21 protein-coding genes are annotated in these 20,033 nt (G+C 37.0%); 8 read left to right on the top strand and 13 right to left on the bottom strand.

The features are described from left to right. Positions 1 to 1,233 (bottom strand): ATP-binding protein, encoded by a 1,233-nt coding sequence (locus tag WC614_03230; GenBank protein ID MFA5032012.1) that lies wholly within the window; start codon positions 1,231 to 1,233, stop codon positions 1 to 3. Further along, positions 1,230 to 1,784 carry a hypothetical protein gene (locus WC614_03225; GenBank protein ID MFA5032011.1) on the bottom strand — a complete coding sequence of 185 codons (555 nt, stop codon included), beginning with the start codon at positions 1,782 to 1,784 and terminating at the stop codon, positions 1,230 to 1,232. The genes WC614_03230 and WC614_03225 overlap by 4 nt, the downstream gene beginning before the upstream one ends. Before the next feature lie 212 nt (positions 1,785 to 1,996). Between WC614_03225 and WC614_03220 the strand changes: the two genes are divergently transcribed. Then, positions 1,997 to 3,277, top strand: a complete 1,281-nt coding sequence (locus WC614_03220; GenBank protein MFA5032010.1) for a hypothetical protein — start codon at positions 1,997 to 1,999, stop codon at positions 3,275 to 3,277. Then, positions 3,277 to 4,608, top strand: a complete 1,332-nt coding sequence (locus tag WC614_03215; GenBank protein ID MFA5032009.1) for a hypothetical protein — start codon at positions 3,277 to 3,279, stop codon at positions 4,606 to 4,608. The genes WC614_03220 and WC614_03215 overlap by 1 nt, the downstream gene beginning before the upstream one ends. A 27-nt stretch (positions 4,609 to 4,635) precedes the next feature. Here the strand turns inward: WC614_03215 and WC614_03210 are convergent, their stop codons facing one another. From WC614_03210 to WC614_03185, 6 genes are all read right to left on the bottom strand, one after another. Further along, positions 4,636 to 6,762: a prolyl oligopeptidase family serine peptidase gene (locus WC614_03210; protein MFA5032008.1), complete on the bottom strand. Its 2,127-nt coding sequence runs from the start codon at positions 6,760 to 6,762 to the stop codon at positions 4,636 to 4,638. Between the two features lie 2 nt (positions 6,763 to 6,764). After that, positions 6,765 to 8,639, bottom strand: coding sequence for a CocE/NonD family hydrolase (locus WC614_03205; protein MFA5032007.1), 1,875 nt, complete (start codon positions 8,637 to 8,639; stop codon positions 6,765 to 6,767). 318 nt (positions 8,640 to 8,957) lie between these two features. Beyond that, complete coding sequence (locus WC614_03200; GenBank protein MFA5032006.1) at positions 8,958 to 9,233, bottom strand: hypothetical protein; 276 nt, start codon at positions 9,231 to 9,233, stop codon at positions 8,958 to 8,960. A gap of 108 nt (positions 9,234 to 9,341) precedes the next feature. Beyond that, a complete protein-coding gene (locus WC614_03195; protein ID MFA5032005.1) occupies positions 9,342 to 9,602 on the bottom strand; it encodes a (2Fe-2S)-binding protein in 261 nt (86 codons plus the stop codon). A 1-nt stretch (position 9,603) separates the two neighbouring features. Beyond that, a complete protein-coding gene (locus WC614_03190) occupies positions 9,604 to 10,119 on the bottom strand; it encodes a ComEA family DNA-binding protein (GenBank protein MFA5032004.1) in 516 nt (171 codons plus the stop codon). A 16-nt stretch (positions 10,120 to 10,135) separates the two neighbouring features. Beyond that, complete coding sequence (locus tag WC614_03185) at positions 10,136 to 10,861, bottom strand: hypothetical protein (protein MFA5032003.1); 726 nt, start codon at positions 10,859 to 10,861, stop codon at positions 10,136 to 10,138. Positions 10,862 to 11,084: 223 nt separating this feature from the next. On the opposite strand from WC614_03185, the gene WC614_03180 reads away from it, so the two are divergent. Genes WC614_03180 through WC614_03165 form a run of 4 tightly spaced genes read left to right on the top strand, consistent with a single transcriptional unit; the run spans position 11,085 to position 12,637 of the window. Beyond that, positions 11,085 to 11,267, top strand: coding sequence for a redoxin family protein (locus WC614_03180; GenBank protein ID MFA5032002.1), 183 nt, complete (start codon positions 11,085 to 11,087; stop codon positions 11,265 to 11,267). Positions 11,268 to 11,294: 27 nt separating this feature from the next. After that, positions 11,295 to 11,849 (top strand): T9SS type A sorting domain-containing protein, encoded by a 555-nt coding sequence (locus WC614_03175; GenBank protein ID MFA5032001.1) that lies wholly within the window; start codon positions 11,295 to 11,297, stop codon positions 11,847 to 11,849. Between the two features lie 26 nt (positions 11,850 to 11,875). Further along, positions 11,876 to 12,058, top strand: coding sequence for a hypothetical protein (locus tag WC614_03170; protein ID MFA5032000.1), 183 nt, complete (start codon positions 11,876 to 11,878; stop codon positions 12,056 to 12,058). Between the two features lie 27 nt (positions 12,059 to 12,085). Next, a complete protein-coding gene (locus WC614_03165; protein ID MFA5031999.1) occupies positions 12,086 to 12,637 on the top strand; it encodes a T9SS type A sorting domain-containing protein in 552 nt (183 codons plus the stop codon). A gap of 185 nt (positions 12,638 to 12,822) precedes the next feature. Here the strand turns inward: WC614_03165 and WC614_03160 are convergent, their stop codons facing one another. Genes WC614_03160 through WC614_03140 form a run of 5 tightly spaced genes read right to left on the bottom strand, consistent with a single transcriptional unit; the run spans position 12,823 to position 17,160 of the window. Next, on the bottom strand, positions 12,823 to 13,458 hold the full coding sequence (locus WC614_03160) for a hypothetical protein (GenBank protein MFA5031998.1): 636 nt from the start codon (positions 13,456 to 13,458) through the stop codon (positions 12,823 to 12,825). Between the two features lie 4 nt (positions 13,459 to 13,462). Next, a complete protein-coding gene (locus tag WC614_03155) occupies positions 13,463 to 14,467 on the bottom strand; it encodes a site-specific DNA-methyltransferase (protein ID MFA5031997.1) in 1,005 nt (334 codons plus the stop codon). A 2-nt stretch (positions 14,468 to 14,469) separates the two neighbouring features. Next, positions 14,470 to 15,303 carry a hypothetical protein gene (locus WC614_03150; protein ID MFA5031996.1) on the bottom strand — a complete coding sequence of 278 codons (834 nt, stop codon included), beginning with the start codon at positions 15,301 to 15,303 and terminating at the stop codon, positions 14,470 to 14,472. 3 nt (positions 15,304 to 15,306) lie between these two features. Continuing rightward, on the bottom strand, positions 15,307 to 15,939 hold the full coding sequence (locus tag WC614_03145) for a hypothetical protein (protein ID MFA5031995.1): 633 nt from the start codon (positions 15,937 to 15,939) through the stop codon (positions 15,307 to 15,309). A 60-nt stretch (positions 15,940 to 15,999) separates the two neighbouring features. Beyond that, a complete protein-coding gene (locus WC614_03140; GenBank protein ID MFA5031994.1) occupies positions 16,000 to 17,160 on the bottom strand; it encodes a DUF6754 domain-containing protein in 1,161 nt (386 codons plus the stop codon). Between the two features lie 200 nt (positions 17,161 to 17,360). On the opposite strand from WC614_03140, the gene WC614_03135 reads away from it, so the two are divergent. Further along, entirely contained in the window at positions 17,361 to 17,792 is a 432-nt protein-coding gene (locus WC614_03135; GenBank protein MFA5031993.1) for an MnhB domain-containing protein, read from the top strand. Between the two features lie 120 nt (positions 17,793 to 17,912). Continuing rightward, positions 17,913 to 19,928 (top strand): type I DNA topoisomerase, encoded by a 2,016-nt coding sequence (gene topA / locus WC614_03130; protein MFA5031992.1) that lies wholly within the window; start codon positions 17,913 to 17,915, stop codon positions 19,926 to 19,928. Positions 19,929 to 20,033: the final 105 nt, after the last annotated feature.

The following is a 20,033-nucleotide window of genomic DNA, read 5'->3' as shown; positions in this document are numbered from 1 at the left end:
CTATGCTTTATTTACAGGTAATTTTATTGACACTCTAGCCCCTTTGTCTTGATTGTTTTCTATTTCTATTTTTCCGTTATGGGCAACTAATATTCTTTCTGAAATAATCAATCCGAGTCCGCTCCCGCCTTCTTTTGTCGTAAAATATGGATGGAACAAGTGTTTCAGGTCCTCTTCCGATATCGCTTTACCGTTGTTGGATATGATTGTTTCTACTTCATCTAATAGCAATCCACGCCGTGGCGGGATGTTCCATTTAGTAGTAACGCTAATTTCAAAATTTTCTTCCACCGCCGCATCGGGGTCTTCTATCTCCGCCTCAGCGAGATTTTCCACTCTTGCTTCAATTGCATTTTTAATAATATTTTTTACCACCTGTTTAATTTGACCTGCATCAATAATAACTTCCGGTATGGACTCGTCATAATTTTCCTTAAACTTTACATCCGGAATATTTTCATACAATCCAACACATTCTTTTATAATTTCGTTAAGGTTTGTAGGTTTCTTATCAGGAGAAGGAAGACGGGCAAATTCAGAAAACTTCCCCACAAGTGTAACAAAGTTATTAATCTCGGATTCCATTATTTTGGTGGTCTTATCAATAACTTCCGGCAGGTCGTTGCTTTTTGTAAGATATTTTTCTCTTAATCTTTGGTTGGATAATTGTAATGCCGTAAGCGGGTTTTTAATTTCGTGGGCCAACATTCTTGACATTTCCTGCCATGCGGTATGTCTTTCCGTTAATTTTAATTTTTCCCGGGCTTCACGCAAAGATTCAAGCATAAAGTTAAAAGAGGTTGTAAGTTTGTTGAATTCTTTATCTTTGACTTTATTAAGCGTCATAGAAATGTCTCCGCCTGCTATTTTCTGTGATATATAAGTCAATTCCTGTAGAGGTCTGGTTATGTATTTTACATAAATAGAAGCAATAAAAACAGACACCAAAAAAAGTCCGCACACAAGCAAAATGCTAAACTTAATAAATTCCAATTTCAATGGTTCTAAAAGGGCTGAAGACTGCCTGTATTCCTGTATGGCTTTTTCTGCTACGACCAATTCTTCAGGGGTTTTTGCATTTGCAACCGCATTTTCCAAAGAACTTTCTATGTTCCCCTTCGTTCCAAAAATCGGATTAAAAGGAGCGACCTTGGATGTAAACATTATTATTGGAACAACCGCAAGAATAAGTATGAGGGCAAAAGCAAGTATCAATCTACTTCTAAGCGTCATCTTTTTATGATGAATTTCAACGAGGGCATCTGGTAATCCCAGAAAGCCATAAGTTCAAATTCTTTACCGCCAATGGCTTCCATTTTTATGGGATCCATATAAGCTTTCACTACCATAACTATATATTTATCCGGGCAAACCAATTTTACTTTATTGAAATTAGTCATACATTGTTCTACCTGACGCATCTCTTTCACTACAAATGAAGTATCTGATTCGGATATAGTAATCAGAAAGTTTTTTTCTGCAATATTGTATTTTACGTTATGAACTATTTCTTTAGAAAAATGGGACATCCCGCCCTGGCGGAGATCACTTTCTTTGTTCTGGAAAGTTACTCTCAAGTTAACCGGAGTTCCGCTCAATATTATTTCTTTAAGTCCTTTTGGGAAAGCACTTTTTAAAACAGTACTTACGTATATAGTATCCGAAACAACTATGATTTTAGGTGTGGTAAACGCCACATCTTTGCCTTTTGTTCCAAGGAGTGCTACTACTCCTATAACTACGGCTATAACTTTCGTCGCAGCAAAATTAAGTAAAACTTCCATTCTTGTACAGAGATTATATTTAATATTCTAAATGTCAATTTTTTTCATATTATATGTTTGTTATTTTGATTAATGGAAATTCTTATTTGAGTGGAATGCATTTGAAAAGATTTTATAAATGAGAGTTGATTTTGAATCTTATTCTTCTTGCAAAAAAACAATTGACATTTGAATGGGAATAAAATATATTGTCAATAGTATAAGAGAGCATTATGGTTTCATTTTTTCTTGTTTTTCTGAATATCGGAATAAATAATTTAAATGTACAGCCTTTTGAAACTTCCCAAAGGATAAAAGGACTTGGGGTAGAGTTTTCCCGTATAATATCGGATACGGTTACTGACCTTGTATATGAACCCGGGCTAACGGCTTTTCTTTCTCACCCCTTGTTTCTTACAGAATTCCAAAAATACAGCACTTATGATACTAGCGACCCGGTATATCGGTTCGGATATTTTTGCCCTCGTCTATTTCGTGGTTTTTCAGGTAGTCTTTTCTTAGAAGGTTCCGTTAATGAGTTCTCATGGGGAAGCAGCATAGCAAATAATTTATATTGGTGGAGAAGCATCGGCAGCATTACACGATTGTTAAACGGGGGAGAAAATGCAATATCGTTTGGAGGAGATATTATATCCGGCGTAAAAAAGAATGGATGCTATTATGATAATATTCAAAAGTTTACAAGAAATGATTATAAAGTATTTTTGTCCCTTATTAAGGAAACAAAAAATTTCCAGGGTAGGATAACGGGAGAATACATAAATAATAATATGGATTCCGAATATTGCTATTCGCAATGGGATAAAGATTCTTGCTACTCCAATTATCATTATGGCGACTCCCTTACCATAATAGAGGAGTTATGGGAAGAAGTCAGCAAAGGAGACTCCACTGCAGAAAAAAACAAAAATGGTTTTTTCAGCATAACTACGGTTGGAAATATATTGTTATCGGAAAACATAAAAATTAATGTCTTTGCTTCAATAAAAACTGCAAAGGATATGGGACGAGAATACTATAGTGGTAATTACTATTATTACGGTAGAATTTACAAGGAAACAAAAATCTGGCAGGATTCCACCACAATAGATTGCGATACTACTATAATCCACGCAGATACGAATACGAATTATATACACAAAAAAAACACGGATTTTTATGTTTCGGAAATAAATTTTGGGGTAGGGCAGGAGAATAAAATGAATGATAAATTTTCTCTATTTACGGGACTAAAATTGAATTATAGAAATGGTCAAAATAAAGAAACTATAGCATTTCCAATGGGCTTTGAATACAGAGTATTCTCTTTTTTATGCACCAGAGCCGGAATTACAATATATGGCAATAAAATAAATAATAATATCTGCCTTTCAAATACTTACTATCTAGGAGTAGGTTTTTACCCTGCAAATGGATTAAGCATAAATATATCTAACAAAGGGGAATTGGTTGAACCGAACGATTGGGAAATAGGAGTAATAAAAACTTTCTGATGAATAAATGGTTCTATATTTGTATAATTACCGTTTGCATTGCAAGTACTATCCCTGCTAAAAATACATCTATCAGGATGAAAGCAATTGGATGGGAAGAACTTAACGGCATAGTAGAAGATAAAGAATCGGACATATTACGAAATCCTGCGAATTTAAATAAGCTTAATAAGGTTCAAATCGGTTCGTCTTTTGAAAATGATTTAACCCGCCCTGTTTTTTCAATTTTGCTTCCTAAAAAAATAAAATCAATTATAGGAGTTGGAATTATTGCTGAAGGATACAAATGGGATGATTTTGATACCTGTCACTATAAATATAAAGGTGACGGATATTATAACTATGAAGACTATAATTATGGGGATTCTTATTCCGGAACGTTTATCAGTTGTCTTTCGGTTTCAAAAAACATGGACTTTGGCGGGAGCTATACATATGGGACATCCTATAGTTCTCACAACATAAACAATGAGGATCTTGATATTAACTCCGATACAAGCATATATCAATGGGATAGGAATGAACAGGGAGCAGGCAAAAATCAGGGATTTATAATTGGTTCGATATTCAAAATTAATTCTAAAAATTCTATAGAGCTGGTATTAAATTCCTTATCATCCAATGGCAATTGGGATAGTAGATGGAAACACAAATATGAGGATAGCTACTATACGGGAGACTGGAAAAGCGAACGACTAATAAATAAAGCTATAGATAGCAGTAATAACAATACACTCAATACTATGCTCGTACTCAAAAAAGTTATATCTCCCGCAACAACGTTTTCCGTAATTGGCTGTGTTGAAAAGGAAACGTATAAATATCAAGATGTTGAAGAAACAAACATTGCTTTTCAGGAAATTTACAACGAAGAATTATTTGATTCCAATGTTACGACTATAGATACTACATATAACGACTCTAAGAATATTAATGTTTTCATTGGAATCGGAGAAGAAATTAAACCTTCCTCAAAAGCAAAAATCGGGGTAGGAGCAAAGTGGATATATGAAACTTATTCGTCCGAAAGGATTTCGCATACGCGTAGATACGAAACTTTTGATTCTACGGATTTCGTTGATAGTTCTATCTCCGTTTATAACTATGATGATACTGACTGGTATATTCTTGGCGTAGTTGGAGTAGAATACAAACTAATTCCACAATTTGCATTAAGAGGTGGAATTGCTTTTTGTCCCTATCCTGATATAGAAGGAATTATTACAGCAGGATTCGGATATAAAGTGTTTAAGAATTTCAATATTGATTTTTATATAGTTCAGGGATGGAGTGATTGCGAATGGGGTATTCAGGCGAGTCTAAAAAAATAGGTTAAATAGGTTACCAAAACTAACTATTTATTTTCTGTTTATTATTTTATTCCCTTCCATCTTAATTATTTTTTCTACTTTACAGCTTTTTACTTTTACAAAATAAATTCCGGCTTTTGCTATCCTGCCATTATTGTCTTTCCCGTCCCAGATAATTTCGTTATTCGTTAAACGTAAATGGGACATCCCGCCTTGGCAGTGATCGTTAATGGGGAATTGGGACATTGGGAAAGTTTTGACTAGCTTACCGGCTATATCGTAAACCCGTAGGGAACGGTCGCAACCGTTCCCCACATTAAACTTTATAGTTGTTGATGAAACAAAAGGATTGGGATAAGTTCGACAAAGGGAAACAGTATTTGTGTTTTGATTTTCTTCAATGCCTGAATGTTTACGGATAGTTAATTCTACCGGTTCTTTTATTATTAATAAGTCCGGTATTGTTATTATACCGGAAACATCAGCTTTAACGATTCCTTGTTGTAGCGTGTCTCCGGTTGACTTTTTCACGAGCTCCCAAGAATAGTTCTGCCCGGGTTGAGGAGCAAATTTCTGTAACCTACGGGGAGTAATATTTGTTAAAATAGTATCCTCATCGGGAATATCGTTAGGATAAATTGACTGGCTAACAACCCACACTATAATTTCCCATTTATCCGTGGAATCTAAAATATTTGCGGTATCCCATTCAAAGTACCCACCCCATGTCCCCCACGGGTTACCATTTATAGGATTTCCATCTCCAATGTCAGGTTGTATTCCCGGGGTTATGTAATCTAAGTCCGTTCCTGAAAAGGCAGGAAAAGATTGATTATTACGAAAACGGGCAAGATAAGTAAGGGACAAATGTTCCGAACGTCTCCAATAAACTGTATCAGACCAATTCATATGTTCCCGCTCATCCCAGTATAACGCAAAACCTATTTTTGCCGAATCCAGTTGTTTATATAAATCGGGTTTTTCTTGCCATGGAGATATTATATCAGTCTTCCCGCATACTGCCATTGTAAATGGCCAGTTTCCGGTGTTTTGGTTATGAAGACGCCATTCCCAATTACGTATGTCATAAACGCCATAATTACCGGTTAGATTAGTAGGGATATTCTGACTTTCAGTTCCGAACATACTCTTTGGTGCATTATCAAGCCCCTGACGGCGTGGGACAAAAACCAATCCAGCACTGTAAAGTTCGGGGAAAAATTCAGTAAGAAAAGTCGTAGCATTTCCCCCCATACTTCCTCCCCACAAGGAAATACGTGTGGAGTCAATTAGAAAATTTTTTAAAAGCCATTGTGTTTCCCAGTGTACGCGCCGGATAGTATAATCTATTATCGTATCAGTATCCATTGGTAAGGAAGGCGAAAATCGGTTATATTTTTTGTTATAACCAAACCACATAGTATTTGAACACGAGTCTCCCAAGGGAAGAGGGTCATCCAGACTCACAAAGAATCCGTTTGGAAGCAGGTAACGACCAATAAAGGGAAGATTGTTAGAGAAAAGATTCTGTGTGCCTCCGTGAAGACAAATACTTAATGGACCATTATTCGGGTTCCCCGGTTGTTTCCAAAAAGCAAAGTTGAATCCCAACCCATTACTGTGTTCATCTCCCATTACCGGATATTCGGAACGGCCCGAATTGTAATCTGAGTGCCCGTCTATCCAGTGCGAGTAAATAGTTACAATACTATCCTGATATTGGATTACGACTTTTATAGAATCGGTAGTTTCCTGAATAGCGCCACTTGTATTGCCAGCGCCGACAACAGTGTCTTTGCTCAGAACTACTGCATAATATTTAGTTCCTGTTGAATGAGGCGTTACAACAAAATAAGCTTCGTTTGTATCTACGGTTATTGTCCCTGTTAAGCTGTCGGGCAATTTCCAGCGGGCATTTGGCACATAATCGTTTAGACGAGAATTGGCTCCATCATTGGCAAAAACTCTACCAACCAGTATAGCATTTTTAATTGAAATAATCGGCATGGAACTTTGGTATATTTCATAAGTAGTATCCTCGGGGATAGGTTTTGAGTGTTCCCAGAGCAGAAAAGTTTGTCCTTGTATATGCCAGGTGCTTAAGTTTTGCTGCGCATAAATACGTTTTAAACTAACAGTAGAAAGTAATACTATTACGAATAAAAACTTTCTCATTATTACTTTATGATTTGTATACTCTTCGTCTGTTTCCCCTTAGAAGTTTGCAAACAACAGAAATATGTTCCCGAAGCTAGTTCCGATGTATTAACATTAAGCGAATATTCTCCGGATTTCAGTTTTTCACTAAGCAGTTCTTTTACTTTTCTTCCGCATACATCAAAAAGTTCCAATTTTATGTTGCCACTATACGCAACAGAGAACCTTATACTCAGTTTATCTTTTAAAGGAGTAATAACAGATAATTTAGAATTGAATTTTGTTGATATCTGGTAGTATTCGGATATCCCCGTTCCCACAGTTGGTATCAAAATTTTTGATGCATAAACAGAGTTATGATAAACATAATTTCTTGCTAAAAGCGTATCTCCGGTTTTATACAGCGAGTCGTCATTGTTCGGATTTACGGCAAACATTGGGTAATTTGAAGAACTGACATCTATTCTCAAACGATGTCCTGCCAGAAAAGTTAAAGCAAAATCCGATAATGTAATGGTATCCACATATACCTGTCCCGGTGTCATAAATTGTTCCGTACTATAGGAGTTACGGAATCGCATTCTCCGGATTCCCTGTGTTATAATTATAGAACTGCTATCCGGGTAAACGTCACATAAACGTACACTAAAATCAGTGTCTTTTCTATCCGAAGAAACGTATAGCAAAATTTTGACCGAACCATCTACAATCAGATTGCCGGTTAAAATGGGAGTCGAGTAAACAAGCACATCGCTTCGGCTTTCCACAGAATCTCTCTGGTCTTGTGGACCAACGGGAGTTGAAGGAACAAACGGATTAAACCTTGAACCCCCGACAGTTGGGGAGGGATTACGCGGGTCATAGGATATAGAATCATACGAAACGCTATCCACAAGCAAGGCAGAATTCAATACGCCTCCGGTTTGTAAATATAAAGTATCCGTATAGTTTCCGACAGAATACCAATCATCCGTAGTTTTCCATTCATTTACTCCCATCTGGTAATATCTGACAACCGGCAGTTGTTCATAACCATTTTGGATATTTCTAATATAGTAATCAAAGAACATAGTTGTTACCGAGTCCGGAACTCCAACGCTATTTGGGTAACTAAGGACTCCCTGCTGTGATTGCCCGACACTGGAATGCAGCCACGGGCCCATAATTAATTTATGTTTTTGTCTTACGGAAATATCGCTTCTGGTTCTCAAATCCTTGAACGCACGAATTACATCCGAGGGGTAATGGTCATACCAACCGCTAACCATAAGCATCGGCACAGCAAGAGATTCGGGATAGTCATTCGGCTGTTCAACAAGAAGTTTCCAGTACATAGTTTCCACCGGGTAGGCTAAAATCACGCTTGTCGTAAGGAATCCTAGCCCTGCCATGCTTTCTACTTGTTCTTTACGATATTCTCCACCATAGTAAAAATCCGAGTATTTTGTTTTATAATCTTTTATAAAAGGCGCGCAGCATACAAGGTGTGGCGGACGATGTTTTGCCGTCATAAACTGAATCAATCCGAGTGCCGAACCGCCGTATGTCCCGACTTTCCCGTTGCACCAGGGTCTCTGGGCAATCCATTCAACCGCGTCATAACCGTCCAGCCCTCTGTCATAACCTGAAGAAGTTGCGCTGTCGGAACCATGAAACCCACGCCAGTCAAGGATAACATAGTTATAATGCGCGCTGTCGTAAGGGAATGGAGTTCCCTGTCCAACCGCAGCGCGGTAAGTATTTTTGTCATAAGGTGTTTGTATAAGGATAACGGGTTTGGCAATCGTGGAATCGTTGCTGTATAAGTCTGCCGCAAGCCATTTCCCGTCCCGCATCGGTATTTTAAGACTGTCGTAATGTACGGACAAACATACAAATAAAATTAAAATATTCATTTCTCCCCCTTTATTATAATAATGACTATTCGTTTTATAGTATAGCAAAATCTATGTCATTATTCAGCAATTCCCCCCAAACATATCTATATGACTAATAAACAAAATATCTGCACACTATTTCTTTTCCCTTAAATTGTATCAGGGATGATACACAGCAAGGATTAAAATTGATACAAATCATTATTAATAAGACAAATAGGATAATTGCTTTTATCTTAATTTCACAATTATTTATAACTTATAGGGAATATAGTACCAAAAATGAAAATTACATCATTCCTGTATTTTTTCGTATGAACAACTTAACATCCTATTTTAATTTTTAAGTTTTAGTTCGCCATCTACTTTAACTTCATCTTTTATTTTTACTTCCGCAGGCCAAACACTTTTTATATCCACTACTCTAACTTCTATTGGTTTTCTAAACTCCACTATAACAGGTTCTTTTAATTCAATTACGGGTGATTCGGGTTGCGATACAGATTCTTTAGCTTGTGCAACAGGTATCTCCAATAAAGGCTTAAATGCTATAACTGTAAGCATAAATGCTATCCATAAAAGTAAAAACTTTGTCCATTTATCTTGTTTCATTTTTCCCCCTTTAATTTAATTCCCCAAAAAAGATTTAAAAAGTTGTTATAAATATATTCATTATTAGTTTTTCGCACAATAGAAACTTATAATTAAATAAGCCACAAATTATTTATTTTTTGCCAGAATTCCGAAAGGAACAGGTTTTACTGGTGGTCTTTTTAGAGGATATTTTATTTCACTAACAGGCTTGCCGGTATGTTTTGAAATCAACTGCGCTATAAGTTTTGAACAGGTTCGCCCCTGGCAATGTCCCATCCCGGCTCTTGAGAGGCGTTTTATTTCGTCAAGGGTAACGACTCCCCGTTTGATTAAATCCGTGATTTCTTCCTCGGTTAAGTCTTCACATCTACAAATAATTTTTGCCATATTATTCTACTGTAATTTTATCTTTTAATTTGTCAAATCGTTTCTGACCAATCCCATATATATTTATTATTTCCTCAATGTTTTTGAACTTGCCCTTTTTTTCTCTGTACTCTATAATTCTTTGCGCATAAACGGAACCGACCCCCGGCAAGGATATCAACTCCTCCATTGAAGCAGTATTTATGTTTACCCTTTTACCTTCATCATAGGTTTGTTTTTGTTGGGGGGTGGATAAATTTGTTACCTTAGCTTCAGTTGTATTGAATGTTTTAGGTTCATTTTGAGGTGATGTTTTGTGTTTAGATTCGTTCGTAACTCCTGTGAATTGCGCAGTTTTTACGACAACACTATCCGTAAGCACCACCGATTTCAAATATGAAGCCTTAAGTTCCGGCGCAAATACCGGGTTTTTTAATTTATACACATACACGGAAACCCCAATAACGATGCATACAACAAGAAAAATGATTACGCTTCTTTCCTGTGGTGTGAATAAATTATCTAAAAAGTTTTTCATTACTTCAGCATTCAAGCTAGAAGCTTGAGTTACAATCTACATTATGATATTTCGGCAATAAATTATCTATTAATTCTTTTTCTTTATCCGTTAATTCGCCATCTATTATATTTATTCCTGATTTAATAAATGCTTCTCTTACGGCAAATACAATCTTCTCTGTCTCAATTTCTTTTCCCATAATTTGCTTCACCCCTAACTGGTTAAAGTTTTCGTTTTCGCTGTCAACAAAAAGACTGCCCTGTTGGAGTATTTTTTCGTTCTCTACTTTTTGCGCGCTGCCGAGTATTTTCTTGCCTTCAAGTTGAAGTTCGTATCTTGCAGAGGCGCTGAAACAACTTACTTTATTTACATAATCGGGATTCAATTTTGACTTCACGAGTTCTGCAGGTATATTAAGCATATTTAAACCAACCTGAAACATTTCGCCTATTTTTTTATAAACTTCGGGAGCAGTTTTTCCAAGAACGGAATCTAACGGGGCTACCACTGAATAAGTCAAATCTCCTTTATGAATTATCGCCCTGCCGCCGGTTAATCTACGAACAACATCCATATTTGGAGGAAACTCGGAAAGATTGAATTTCTGGAACCTGCCAATCGTAACTGCAGGAGGGACAAAAGTGTAAAATCTTAAAGTCGGGATTCCGACAACAAATAAAGCTTCATCCATTGCCATATTATAGAACCCGTCTTTAGCAATAGTTTTTAAAAATCTGATATCCATATTTATAATTAACATTTTTATATTTATATTTACTTTTTGCAACAAAAAAATTATTGATATTTTATGAATTAAGTTGAAAATATGAAAATTGGAAGACAGAAAAGCTAAAAACCTCCTCTAAAAGAGCAAAACTAAAAATTTTTAATTTTTTACTTGCTAAAAATAAAATTTGACTACACTAGTGTAGATATACGAAATATTTATTAATATTAAAAACGGGACAAAAAAAGGAGGGGCGATGAAGAAAGCGTTTATTTTAGTAGCAGTAGGATGCTTACTTGTGGCATCTTCAGGTTTTTCCTGGCCCGGTCCGGGAACAACAGCTCCTGCATTCACACTTCCGGATACGGCTGGTGTTAATCATTCACTTTCCGAATTTGCCGGCAAAGTGGTCTTTCTTAATTTCTGGGCTTCTAGTTGACCATCCTGTGTATCAGAACTGCCAAGGTTGGCAGCAATACAAAATCAATATGGTTTATCAAAATTAAGGGTAATTGCAGTTAATTATAAGGAAGCCTTGAGTACAGTAAAATCTTATGCGAAAGGGAATAGCGCTCTTTTTCTTAGGGATGCTTCAGGTGCTACAACTGTTGCTTATAATATAAATAACGGCATCCCAATTAATTATGTCATTAAGCCGGATGGTAAAGTGCAAAATGGGATGGCAGGATTTAGTGAATCAACAATCAAAGGCTGGATAAACGCTTGTGTAATCGGAGTAGAAGAAAATACGAATAAAACACAAACTCCAAAATTAGCTTTTTCTCCAAATCCATTCAAAGTATCCACAGTAATTAGCGCCCGGGGAATAGAAACAAACGGAAGCTTACAGATTCAAGATTTAAGCGGAAGAGTAGTAAAATCTTTCTCTATAACTCCTAATTCTACGATAAAATGGGACAGGAAAGATAACAACGGAAGAGAAGTGCCGGTAGGAATGTATTTCTGCAAATTAACTTCCGGGGATGTTAGCTTGACACAAAAATTAGTAGTATTGGAATAAATTCGAAAAGTAAAAAAGGAGGAATGATGAAAAAAGTATTTAGTTTGGTAGCAATAGGATTCTTGTTTATGGCATCTTCAGGTTTTACAGCCCCGGGCCCGGGAGCTACTGCTCCAAATTTTACTCTTCCGGATACAGCCGGCGTCAACCATTCACTCACTGAGTTTGCAGGTAAAGTAGTTTTGATTAATTGGTGGGGCTCTGGTTGACCATCCTGCGTAGCAGAACTGCCAAGGTTGGCAGCGATACAAAATCAATACGGAACAACAAAATTAAGAGTTCTTGCAATAGGTTATGAAGCCATAAGCACTATAAAAACTTATGCAAGAGTTAGCAGTGCTCTTTTTCTTAGAGATGCAACAGGTTCTTCATACAGTCTCTATTCTTCAAGTAGCTCTATTCCGCTCAATTATGTCATTAAACCAGACGGTAAGGTACAAAATTCTATGTTCGGATTTAACGAAACTACAATCAAGGGTTGGATAGATGCGTGCGTAATCGGAGTAGAAGAAAATTCGAATAAAACACAAACTCCTAAATTAGTATTTTCTCCCAATCCCTTCAAAGTTGCCACAGTAATTGGTGCCCAGGGAATAGAAACAAATGGAAGCTTACAGATTCAAGATTTAAGCGGAAGAGTAGTAAAATCTTTCTCTATAACTCCTAATTCTACTATAAAATGGGACAGAAAAGATAACAACGGAAGAGAAGTACCGGTAGGAATGTACTTCTGCAAATTAACTTCCGGGGATGTTAGCTTGACACAAAAATTAGTAGTTTTGAAATAAAGTTTATTTGTTTTGTACAAAGAACAGGGGCGATATAAAAAATCGCCCCTGTTCTTTTAACTTCGGGAGTAGGGAACAGGCACGCCTGTTCCCCACTAAAATGCAAGCACAACAACAAACCGTGAATATAAACTATTTCAGCATACCAGAGTAAAAGTGGGAATCAAAGTAAAAAAACTGTGGAATTATTTTACTAGATGCAGCCAGTTGTGGAGAAGGAAATATATTCTTCCTATAAGCAGGGAAAGTCTTGCCATTACGGTATATCCGAAAGATGCGCCAAGCGCTACCATAATAAAATACCTTCCTATTAACATCGGCGCTTTGAATTTACCCGTATGCTCTTTTGAAAAATAAAAGAAGAACAAAGAAGTTAAAACTCCTACAATTAAAATTATATTGTCTATGCTCGTAAAAACATTTCCTTTTACTATCAACGGCAAGAATGTAGCTTTCGCCTGTGGCAAAATAAAGCCGTGAATACCCGTCGTTATTCCTATACCTGCGCCAATTCCAATGGTAAACGCAATTGCCCATCTTGATATCCAAGAGATACGCGGGACAAGTCGCAACAACATAATTACCCCAAGAAAAACCGGTATTAATAATGCCCATTTCCCCATCGTATTGCTTGCAACAAATTTTTCTATCAACATTGGTTTGATGGTAAAGAAGTAGCAATTCACAAGCATATAAGCAGCAGACGACCCGACATAAATATGCTCGGCAAGTTTGTAAAAAGGATTGTCCTTATAAAGAAATGAGAATATACATAAAGTAAGAAACGCCGCTACCCATATCCCTAAAATTTCCATTGTCATATTATTATCCTAAAATCCTAAACCTATTCCCCACTTCTCTCTTTTTATGAAATGATAAAGAAGTCTTTTTAATTTCGCTTAATGCATTTCTTTCCCAGAAGATGCCGTCAGAATAGCCCTGTATAGTCGAATCATTTTCCGCCATTGCCAACCTTTTTTGCGCGTAGAGACAATACGTTTCATCCACTTCTATCATTACAAAATTTCTTTTTAATTTTTTTGCAACCACTCCGGTAGTTCCCACCCCTGCAAACGGGTCAAGAATAACGTCTCCCTGTTTAGAACTTGCAAGAATAATTTTCGCAAGCAGTTTTTCCGGTTTCTGTGTTGGGTGTGGTGTATTTTCGGACATTGACCAGAAAGGAATCGTAATATCCGTCCACACATTCGATGGGGAAGTCCACCTGTATTTATTTTCATCGTCTTGCGTCCAGTCTTTGGCAATCCCGTTTTCACGATAAGGCGCCAACACTTTTCTTTTTAATTTCACTGCTTCGGGATTAAAATAATAATCATCAGACAGAGTGCAAAACCAGATATCTTCGGAATTATTTTTCCAGTTTTGTTTTGCACCTCTCCCCTTTTCCCTTTCAAAAGTAATCCTGTTTCTTATTATAAAATATTTTTCGCAAACCAATTGAACCGCAGAAGAAGAACGCCAGTCTCCACAAATATATATTGAAGCATCCGGCTTAAGAAACCTTATCATTTTCTTTAGCCAACCGTCCATCCACTTAGAATAATCATTTATGGACATTTCCTTGAAACAATTTTCATTAAAAGTTTTTGTAAGATTATACGGCGGGTCAATAAAGAGCAAATCAACAAAAGCCGATGGGAGAAAATCCATTGTTTGGAAAATATTCTGCGCTATAGTTTTGTTTAATATTTGTTTAACAACAACTTTCTTGTTTATTTTTAGCAAATCTTTTTTATAAGTTAGTATTTCTTTTTTAGACAATTCCATTGTTCTGTTACGGACAGCTTTAGACTGAGTCTTTATTTTCATATTCAATTGCTTTTTCTTCTTCGTATAGACAAAAAGTACCCGACATTTCCTACAATTATAAAGAATATTATTGCAAGGTGCGCAACGGACTGGGCAGTCATTCCTGTAATTGCATCTCCTTTGAGGTCAACGAGATCTTCGTATTCCGCAGCGCCTTTCAAGCCACCGATAATGCCTTCAATTTGTTTTGCCTGAAGGTATGGATAACAATCCGGTGCAGTTACAGCGGTGCATCCAAGAATAACTTTTTCCCCAAATTGAGCGTTTGCAATTCTAACCCATAAGTCACCGGTAGCACCGGCCTCCAAACCTACCAATATTCCGATATCATTATAATTATGAACGGTTTTCATTAACTGTAATGAGTCTACAGGTGTTCCTGCGTAATCGGATTTAAAGAAAGTTCTTATTTCTCTTCCTATGCCAAGCATTACGGATGAAACACCGGGTCTGTAACCCAGATTTACATAGTCAATGCCGTATTTTTTACCGTATTTGTTTGCAGTAGTAATAAGCGCATCCTGACCGAGTGGGAACCCGAGTGGCCAGTGACAAATCATAATTACTTTCAGGTTTTTCTGGAACATATGATGCAAGATAGCAATAAGCATAGGTTGCAATTCGGGTTGAGAACCTGCTTCGTAATCAACAGAAATCATAACTGCCGAGCCTGCCGGCAATTTATCAATTGCTTCATATGCGGATTTAACCGGCGGACTGACTTTTATGGGCAAAATTTTACGCGTAAGGAAAGGTATGATAATACATAACGCAATGGCTAAATATATATGGTGTCTATTTATACTCGTTAGTCTTTCGGAAAAAGATTTTTTCATTTTTTATCTTAAATAACTACGTTCTATTCCCAGCACCTGCCGCAGGGAAGTAACTATCATCCCGAGAGCAATGCCAATCAGCATTCCACGTTTTGCAGACATTTGCGGGATATTCATAATCCATTCTGCGATACCGGGAAACTTATCCCACATAAGCTCTCCCATCGGTATTCTTCCAATCATCACAAGCACACCCGCAAGAAGCAACAAAGTCGCTTCAATGTTTCTTGCCCTGAAAGCCCTGTAAGAAGCCGATGCGATAAAGAAAGCCAGCAGTGCAAACATAGTTGCCGATAAAGGGATAAACACACTATTGTAATACCACATAAACGGAGTTCCTAATTCAAACAACCCTTTGTATTTAAATCCAGAATAAAAGCACACGATTAAAGTAATGATTATAGAGAGAATAAGTGCTATCGAGTATCCGAATCCCGGAGAACGTCTGCGAATATTTCTCGTATGGACGGTTGACAACGTAATAAGCCCGACAATCATAGTAAATCCAACGATAATGGAATACCATTCAAGGAATATGGTTTGTATTTCGCCAACAGGTTTATGAGGGACAAAGAATCCTATAATAATAAGGAGTCCCGTTATAAAGGTTATAGCTAAAGGTATTTCTCTTCTCATTAGTTAGAGTTTCCCGCCTTGGCGGGATTACTCAAAATTACCAAGTTTTGCTGCATTAGATTAGATTGGCGTAAACCAGTTAATAAAATTATTTAAAAAAGTATTATTCTGTGCATTAAAGAGACCGGCAATGGTAGCAAACAACACCCCGGTAACAATAATTATTATAACGATTATTTTTGCATAATCTTCGCCTTTTATACTTCCAAGCATAAGCGGTTCTCTTGATAAGTAAGCGGAAGCAGCAAACATTTCTTCTCCGATTAAGGTGTAATCGCAGGCCGCAACAAAGAAAGGCAATTGTGAAGTTGCGGGCGTTCCTGCAATTTGTATTGCACCTATGGAGTTACCGGTTTCTGCCATTATAAGAGCTTCTGCAAAAAAGTACCCCTGCATAAAGACTGCGCCCGGTCTATCTCTTAACATAATACCATCAACTCCGGCAGCATAACCAAACTGGTCTGCGGTTAAATAAAATATTTTACTTTCATCATAAGTATCCGGACGGCCAACTTCTTCGTGAGCTTGTTTGACGACTTCCTGCGCTGCGCTCATAACAACAGGGTCATAAGTAGGAACTATAAGTGCCGTGCCATGCATAGCAGCTCTTTTCGCAACCCTTTCAAGAATTGACAGTGAAGCGATGGTAGAAATATCCGACATATCACCAAGTCCCGTAATATAAAGGATGGGCCTTCCCATTTCGGTAGCTCTTCCGACGGCTTCGTCAACAGCTTCAAGCCCGGGAATGTTGCGAATGAATAAAGGTACACCTTTTTTAGCAAGCCATATATAAAGGAGCGCAAGCCCGCAAATAATCAATCCCAATATCAAAACATTCCAGCGTTTATGGTTAAACCACTGCGCAGAAGAGGTTACAGAATCGGAAGGTTCGATTCCTATAAAACCGCTAAAAGCGGAATCCAGGGAAACAGCACATATTTTGTACCAATAAGGTTTGCCATCTTTTACGCTTTTGTCTTCAAATTTGTTGCTTCCTTTTAAGACTGTCCCGACAGAATCATACTTGCCGTCCCGATTATCCGCACGAAGGATATTATAATAAACAACCGAAGAATCCGTAGAGGGAAGTTTCCATTCTACGGATATAGCTTCTCCCTTATCATTAGGAATATCCGAAACTTTTATTTCGGAGGCCTGCCCGACATTTGTTGAGATGGGAGATGAAATCCGGAGAAAGATAAACAATGCCAACATCATTATGTTATGTTATAAAAAAATAAGACCGTTTGTCAAATGTTTTTTAATCCTGTTTGATTTAAAGATATGTTTCGGTCATTTAATAAAATGTTTATTTTCATCGTAAGTGAAAACAAGATTATAACTTCTACACCTCTCTCATCATTACTCTTCCAAAATTTTAATTGACAAATAATAGACATTGATTACTATCCGATACGATGAGAGAGCAAGAAGGTATGACAATTATAGTTAAAACGGGTATCCGTATTTTATCCGGGCTGCTTATGATGTATGGAATATATATCATTTTACACGGACATCTGACTCCCGGTGGTGGATTTCCCGGCGGAGTTATAATTGCAGGTAGTTTTATTTCGTATCTACTCGCTTACGGCGGCAAACAAGGATACGCCCGTATAAGAAAAACCATGCTTTCCATATTCGAAGGTTTTGGCGGAATAATGTTTGCAAGCATTGCCATGCTGGGGTTTACAGGTGGTATATTTTTCAGGAATTTCCTCGGCAAAGGAGAACCTTTCGCTTTGTTCAGTTCCGGTATTATACCCTTTTGCAACATAGCAATCGGATTAAAAGTCGCCTGCGGGTTATTCACAATGTTTATCTCCTTCCTGTTGCTCTCCGAAGACTAAAAAAATTGAACTCCCCAACCTGTTTGATTATATAACATCTTCGCCGAATTTCGTAACTTTTTTTAACCCCATACAAATTTTTTACTTGCAATATTTTCAAATCTATGTAAAATCAGTTTTGTGGAACTGATAATCGTCGAATCTCCAACAAAAGCAAGAACTATCCAGGGATTTCTTGGTGAGGATTACCATGTTCTGTCTTCAATGGGGCATCTCGTAGACCTTCCCCGCAGTACACTAAGCATAAACGTAGCAAAAGATTTTGCCCCGGAATATGTTGTTCTAAACAAGAAACTTGCTTCCGAACTTGTAAAAGCATCCAAAAAAGCTAAGACTGTATACTTGGCAACCGACCCTGACCGTGAAGGTGAAGCAATTGCATACCATCTAAAAAATATTATACAAAAACCTGTCAAAAGAGCATTATTCTTTGAAATAACGGAAAAAGCCGTCAGGGAAGCATTAAAAAATTCAGGCGAAATAGATGACGCAAAAGTAGAAGCCCAACAAGCGCGTCGTATTCTCGACAGGCTTGTAGGATACGAAGTTTCCCCTATTCTCTGGCAAATATTCCATAGAAACGTACTCTCTGCCGGTAGGGTTCAAACGGTTGCGCTTAGACTTATATGCGAAAAAGAAGATGCCATAAGAAAATTCAAACCCGAGGAATTCTGGACTGTAAAATGTTTCTTTGATAAAGATAAAAAATTCTTTGCCACTTTAGAAGATACTGAAATTCACAACAAAGATGAAGCAGAAAAAGTAGAATCCGAACTGAAAAGTTCTCCGTTTATAGTAGAAAAATTTAAAACCGAAGAAAGACAAAATAAACCTTTACCCCCTTATATCACAAGCACACTACAGGGCGATGCTTCAACCAGACTCGGTTTCACGACAAAAACTACGATGAGAACTGCCCAGCAACTATTTGAAGGCATTGAACTAAAAAAAGGAAGAACCGGTCTTATTACATATATGAGAACGGATTCTTTAAGAGTTGCGGAACATGCCCTGGTTGACGCAAGGAAATACATAGAATCCGAATTCGGGAAAAACTATTTATCTCCTAAATTCAAGATATTTGCGGCAGAAAAGTCGGGAGCGCACGAAGCAATCAGACCTACAGGAGTTGGGCTAAGTCCTGATAGCATAAAAGACAGTTTAACCGTTCAGCAATATAAACTTTATAATCTAATATGGCAGAGATTTGTCGCTTCCCAGATGACAAACGCAATATATGAACACAGTTCCATAGATATTTCTGCCGGCAAATATAAATTGTATACTGAATCCGATAAGTTAAAATTTGACGGATATATAAAAGTCTGGCCTGCAAAAATAAAAAAAGAAATACCTCTTCCCGAACTAAAGAAAGGAAGCACATTAAATCTTGAAGAACTAATCAAGGAACAAAAATTTACCAACCCGCCTTCCAGATACACCGAAGGAACAATGGTTAAAGAGCTCGAATCTAAAGGCATCGGCAGACCATCCACCTATGAACCTATCATATCAAAAATACTTGATAAGCGATACGTGTGCAAACAAAAGGCCGAATTAGTTCCTACCGAATTAGGCGAAACCTTAAATAAAATTTTAATCTCGCGATTCCCCGACATATTCAACATAGAATTTACAAGCGGGCTCGAATTAAAATTAGACAAAATAGAAGAAAAAGAAATAGACAGACTTAGTGTATTAAAAGAATTTTATACGCCTTTTAAAAAACTTGTAGATGATTTTAACGCTAACAAGAAGGAAGTAAAAAAAGAAATCAGCCAGCTTTTAGATGAAAAATGCACACTATGCGGCAAACAAATGATGACTCGCTGGGGAAAATTTGGTAAATTCATTGCTTGTTCAGGATTCCCGGAATGCAAAAATGCAAGGCCTATTTTATCAAAGACCGGGACAAAATGCATTAAATGTGATGGCGAAATAATCGAACGAAGAAGCAAAAAGGGTAGAATATTTTACGGATGCAGCAACTACCCAAAATGTGATTTCGTTTTATTCTATAAACCCGTTAACCAGAAATGCGAAAAATGCGGATACCCCATTCTTATAGAAAAAAGACGTAAAATCATTTGTCCCGAATGTAATACGGAATTCAACGAAACACCCGACAATATTTAGTAAATAATATCAAAAATCAAAATGCAAATATCAAAATGACAAATCAAAATTCAAAAAAACTCTCAAGAATATCATATCTAAATATTTTTTCAATTTTACATTTTA

The organism is bacterium (genome assembly GCA_041649255.1).
Classification (GTDB): Bacteria; Hydrothermota; UBA3073; order JACQXS01; family JAQTXJ01; genus JAQTXJ01.
The sequence above is the reverse complement of the archived record's forward strand: the minus strand, read 5'-3'. Positions and strand labels throughout refer to the sequence as shown.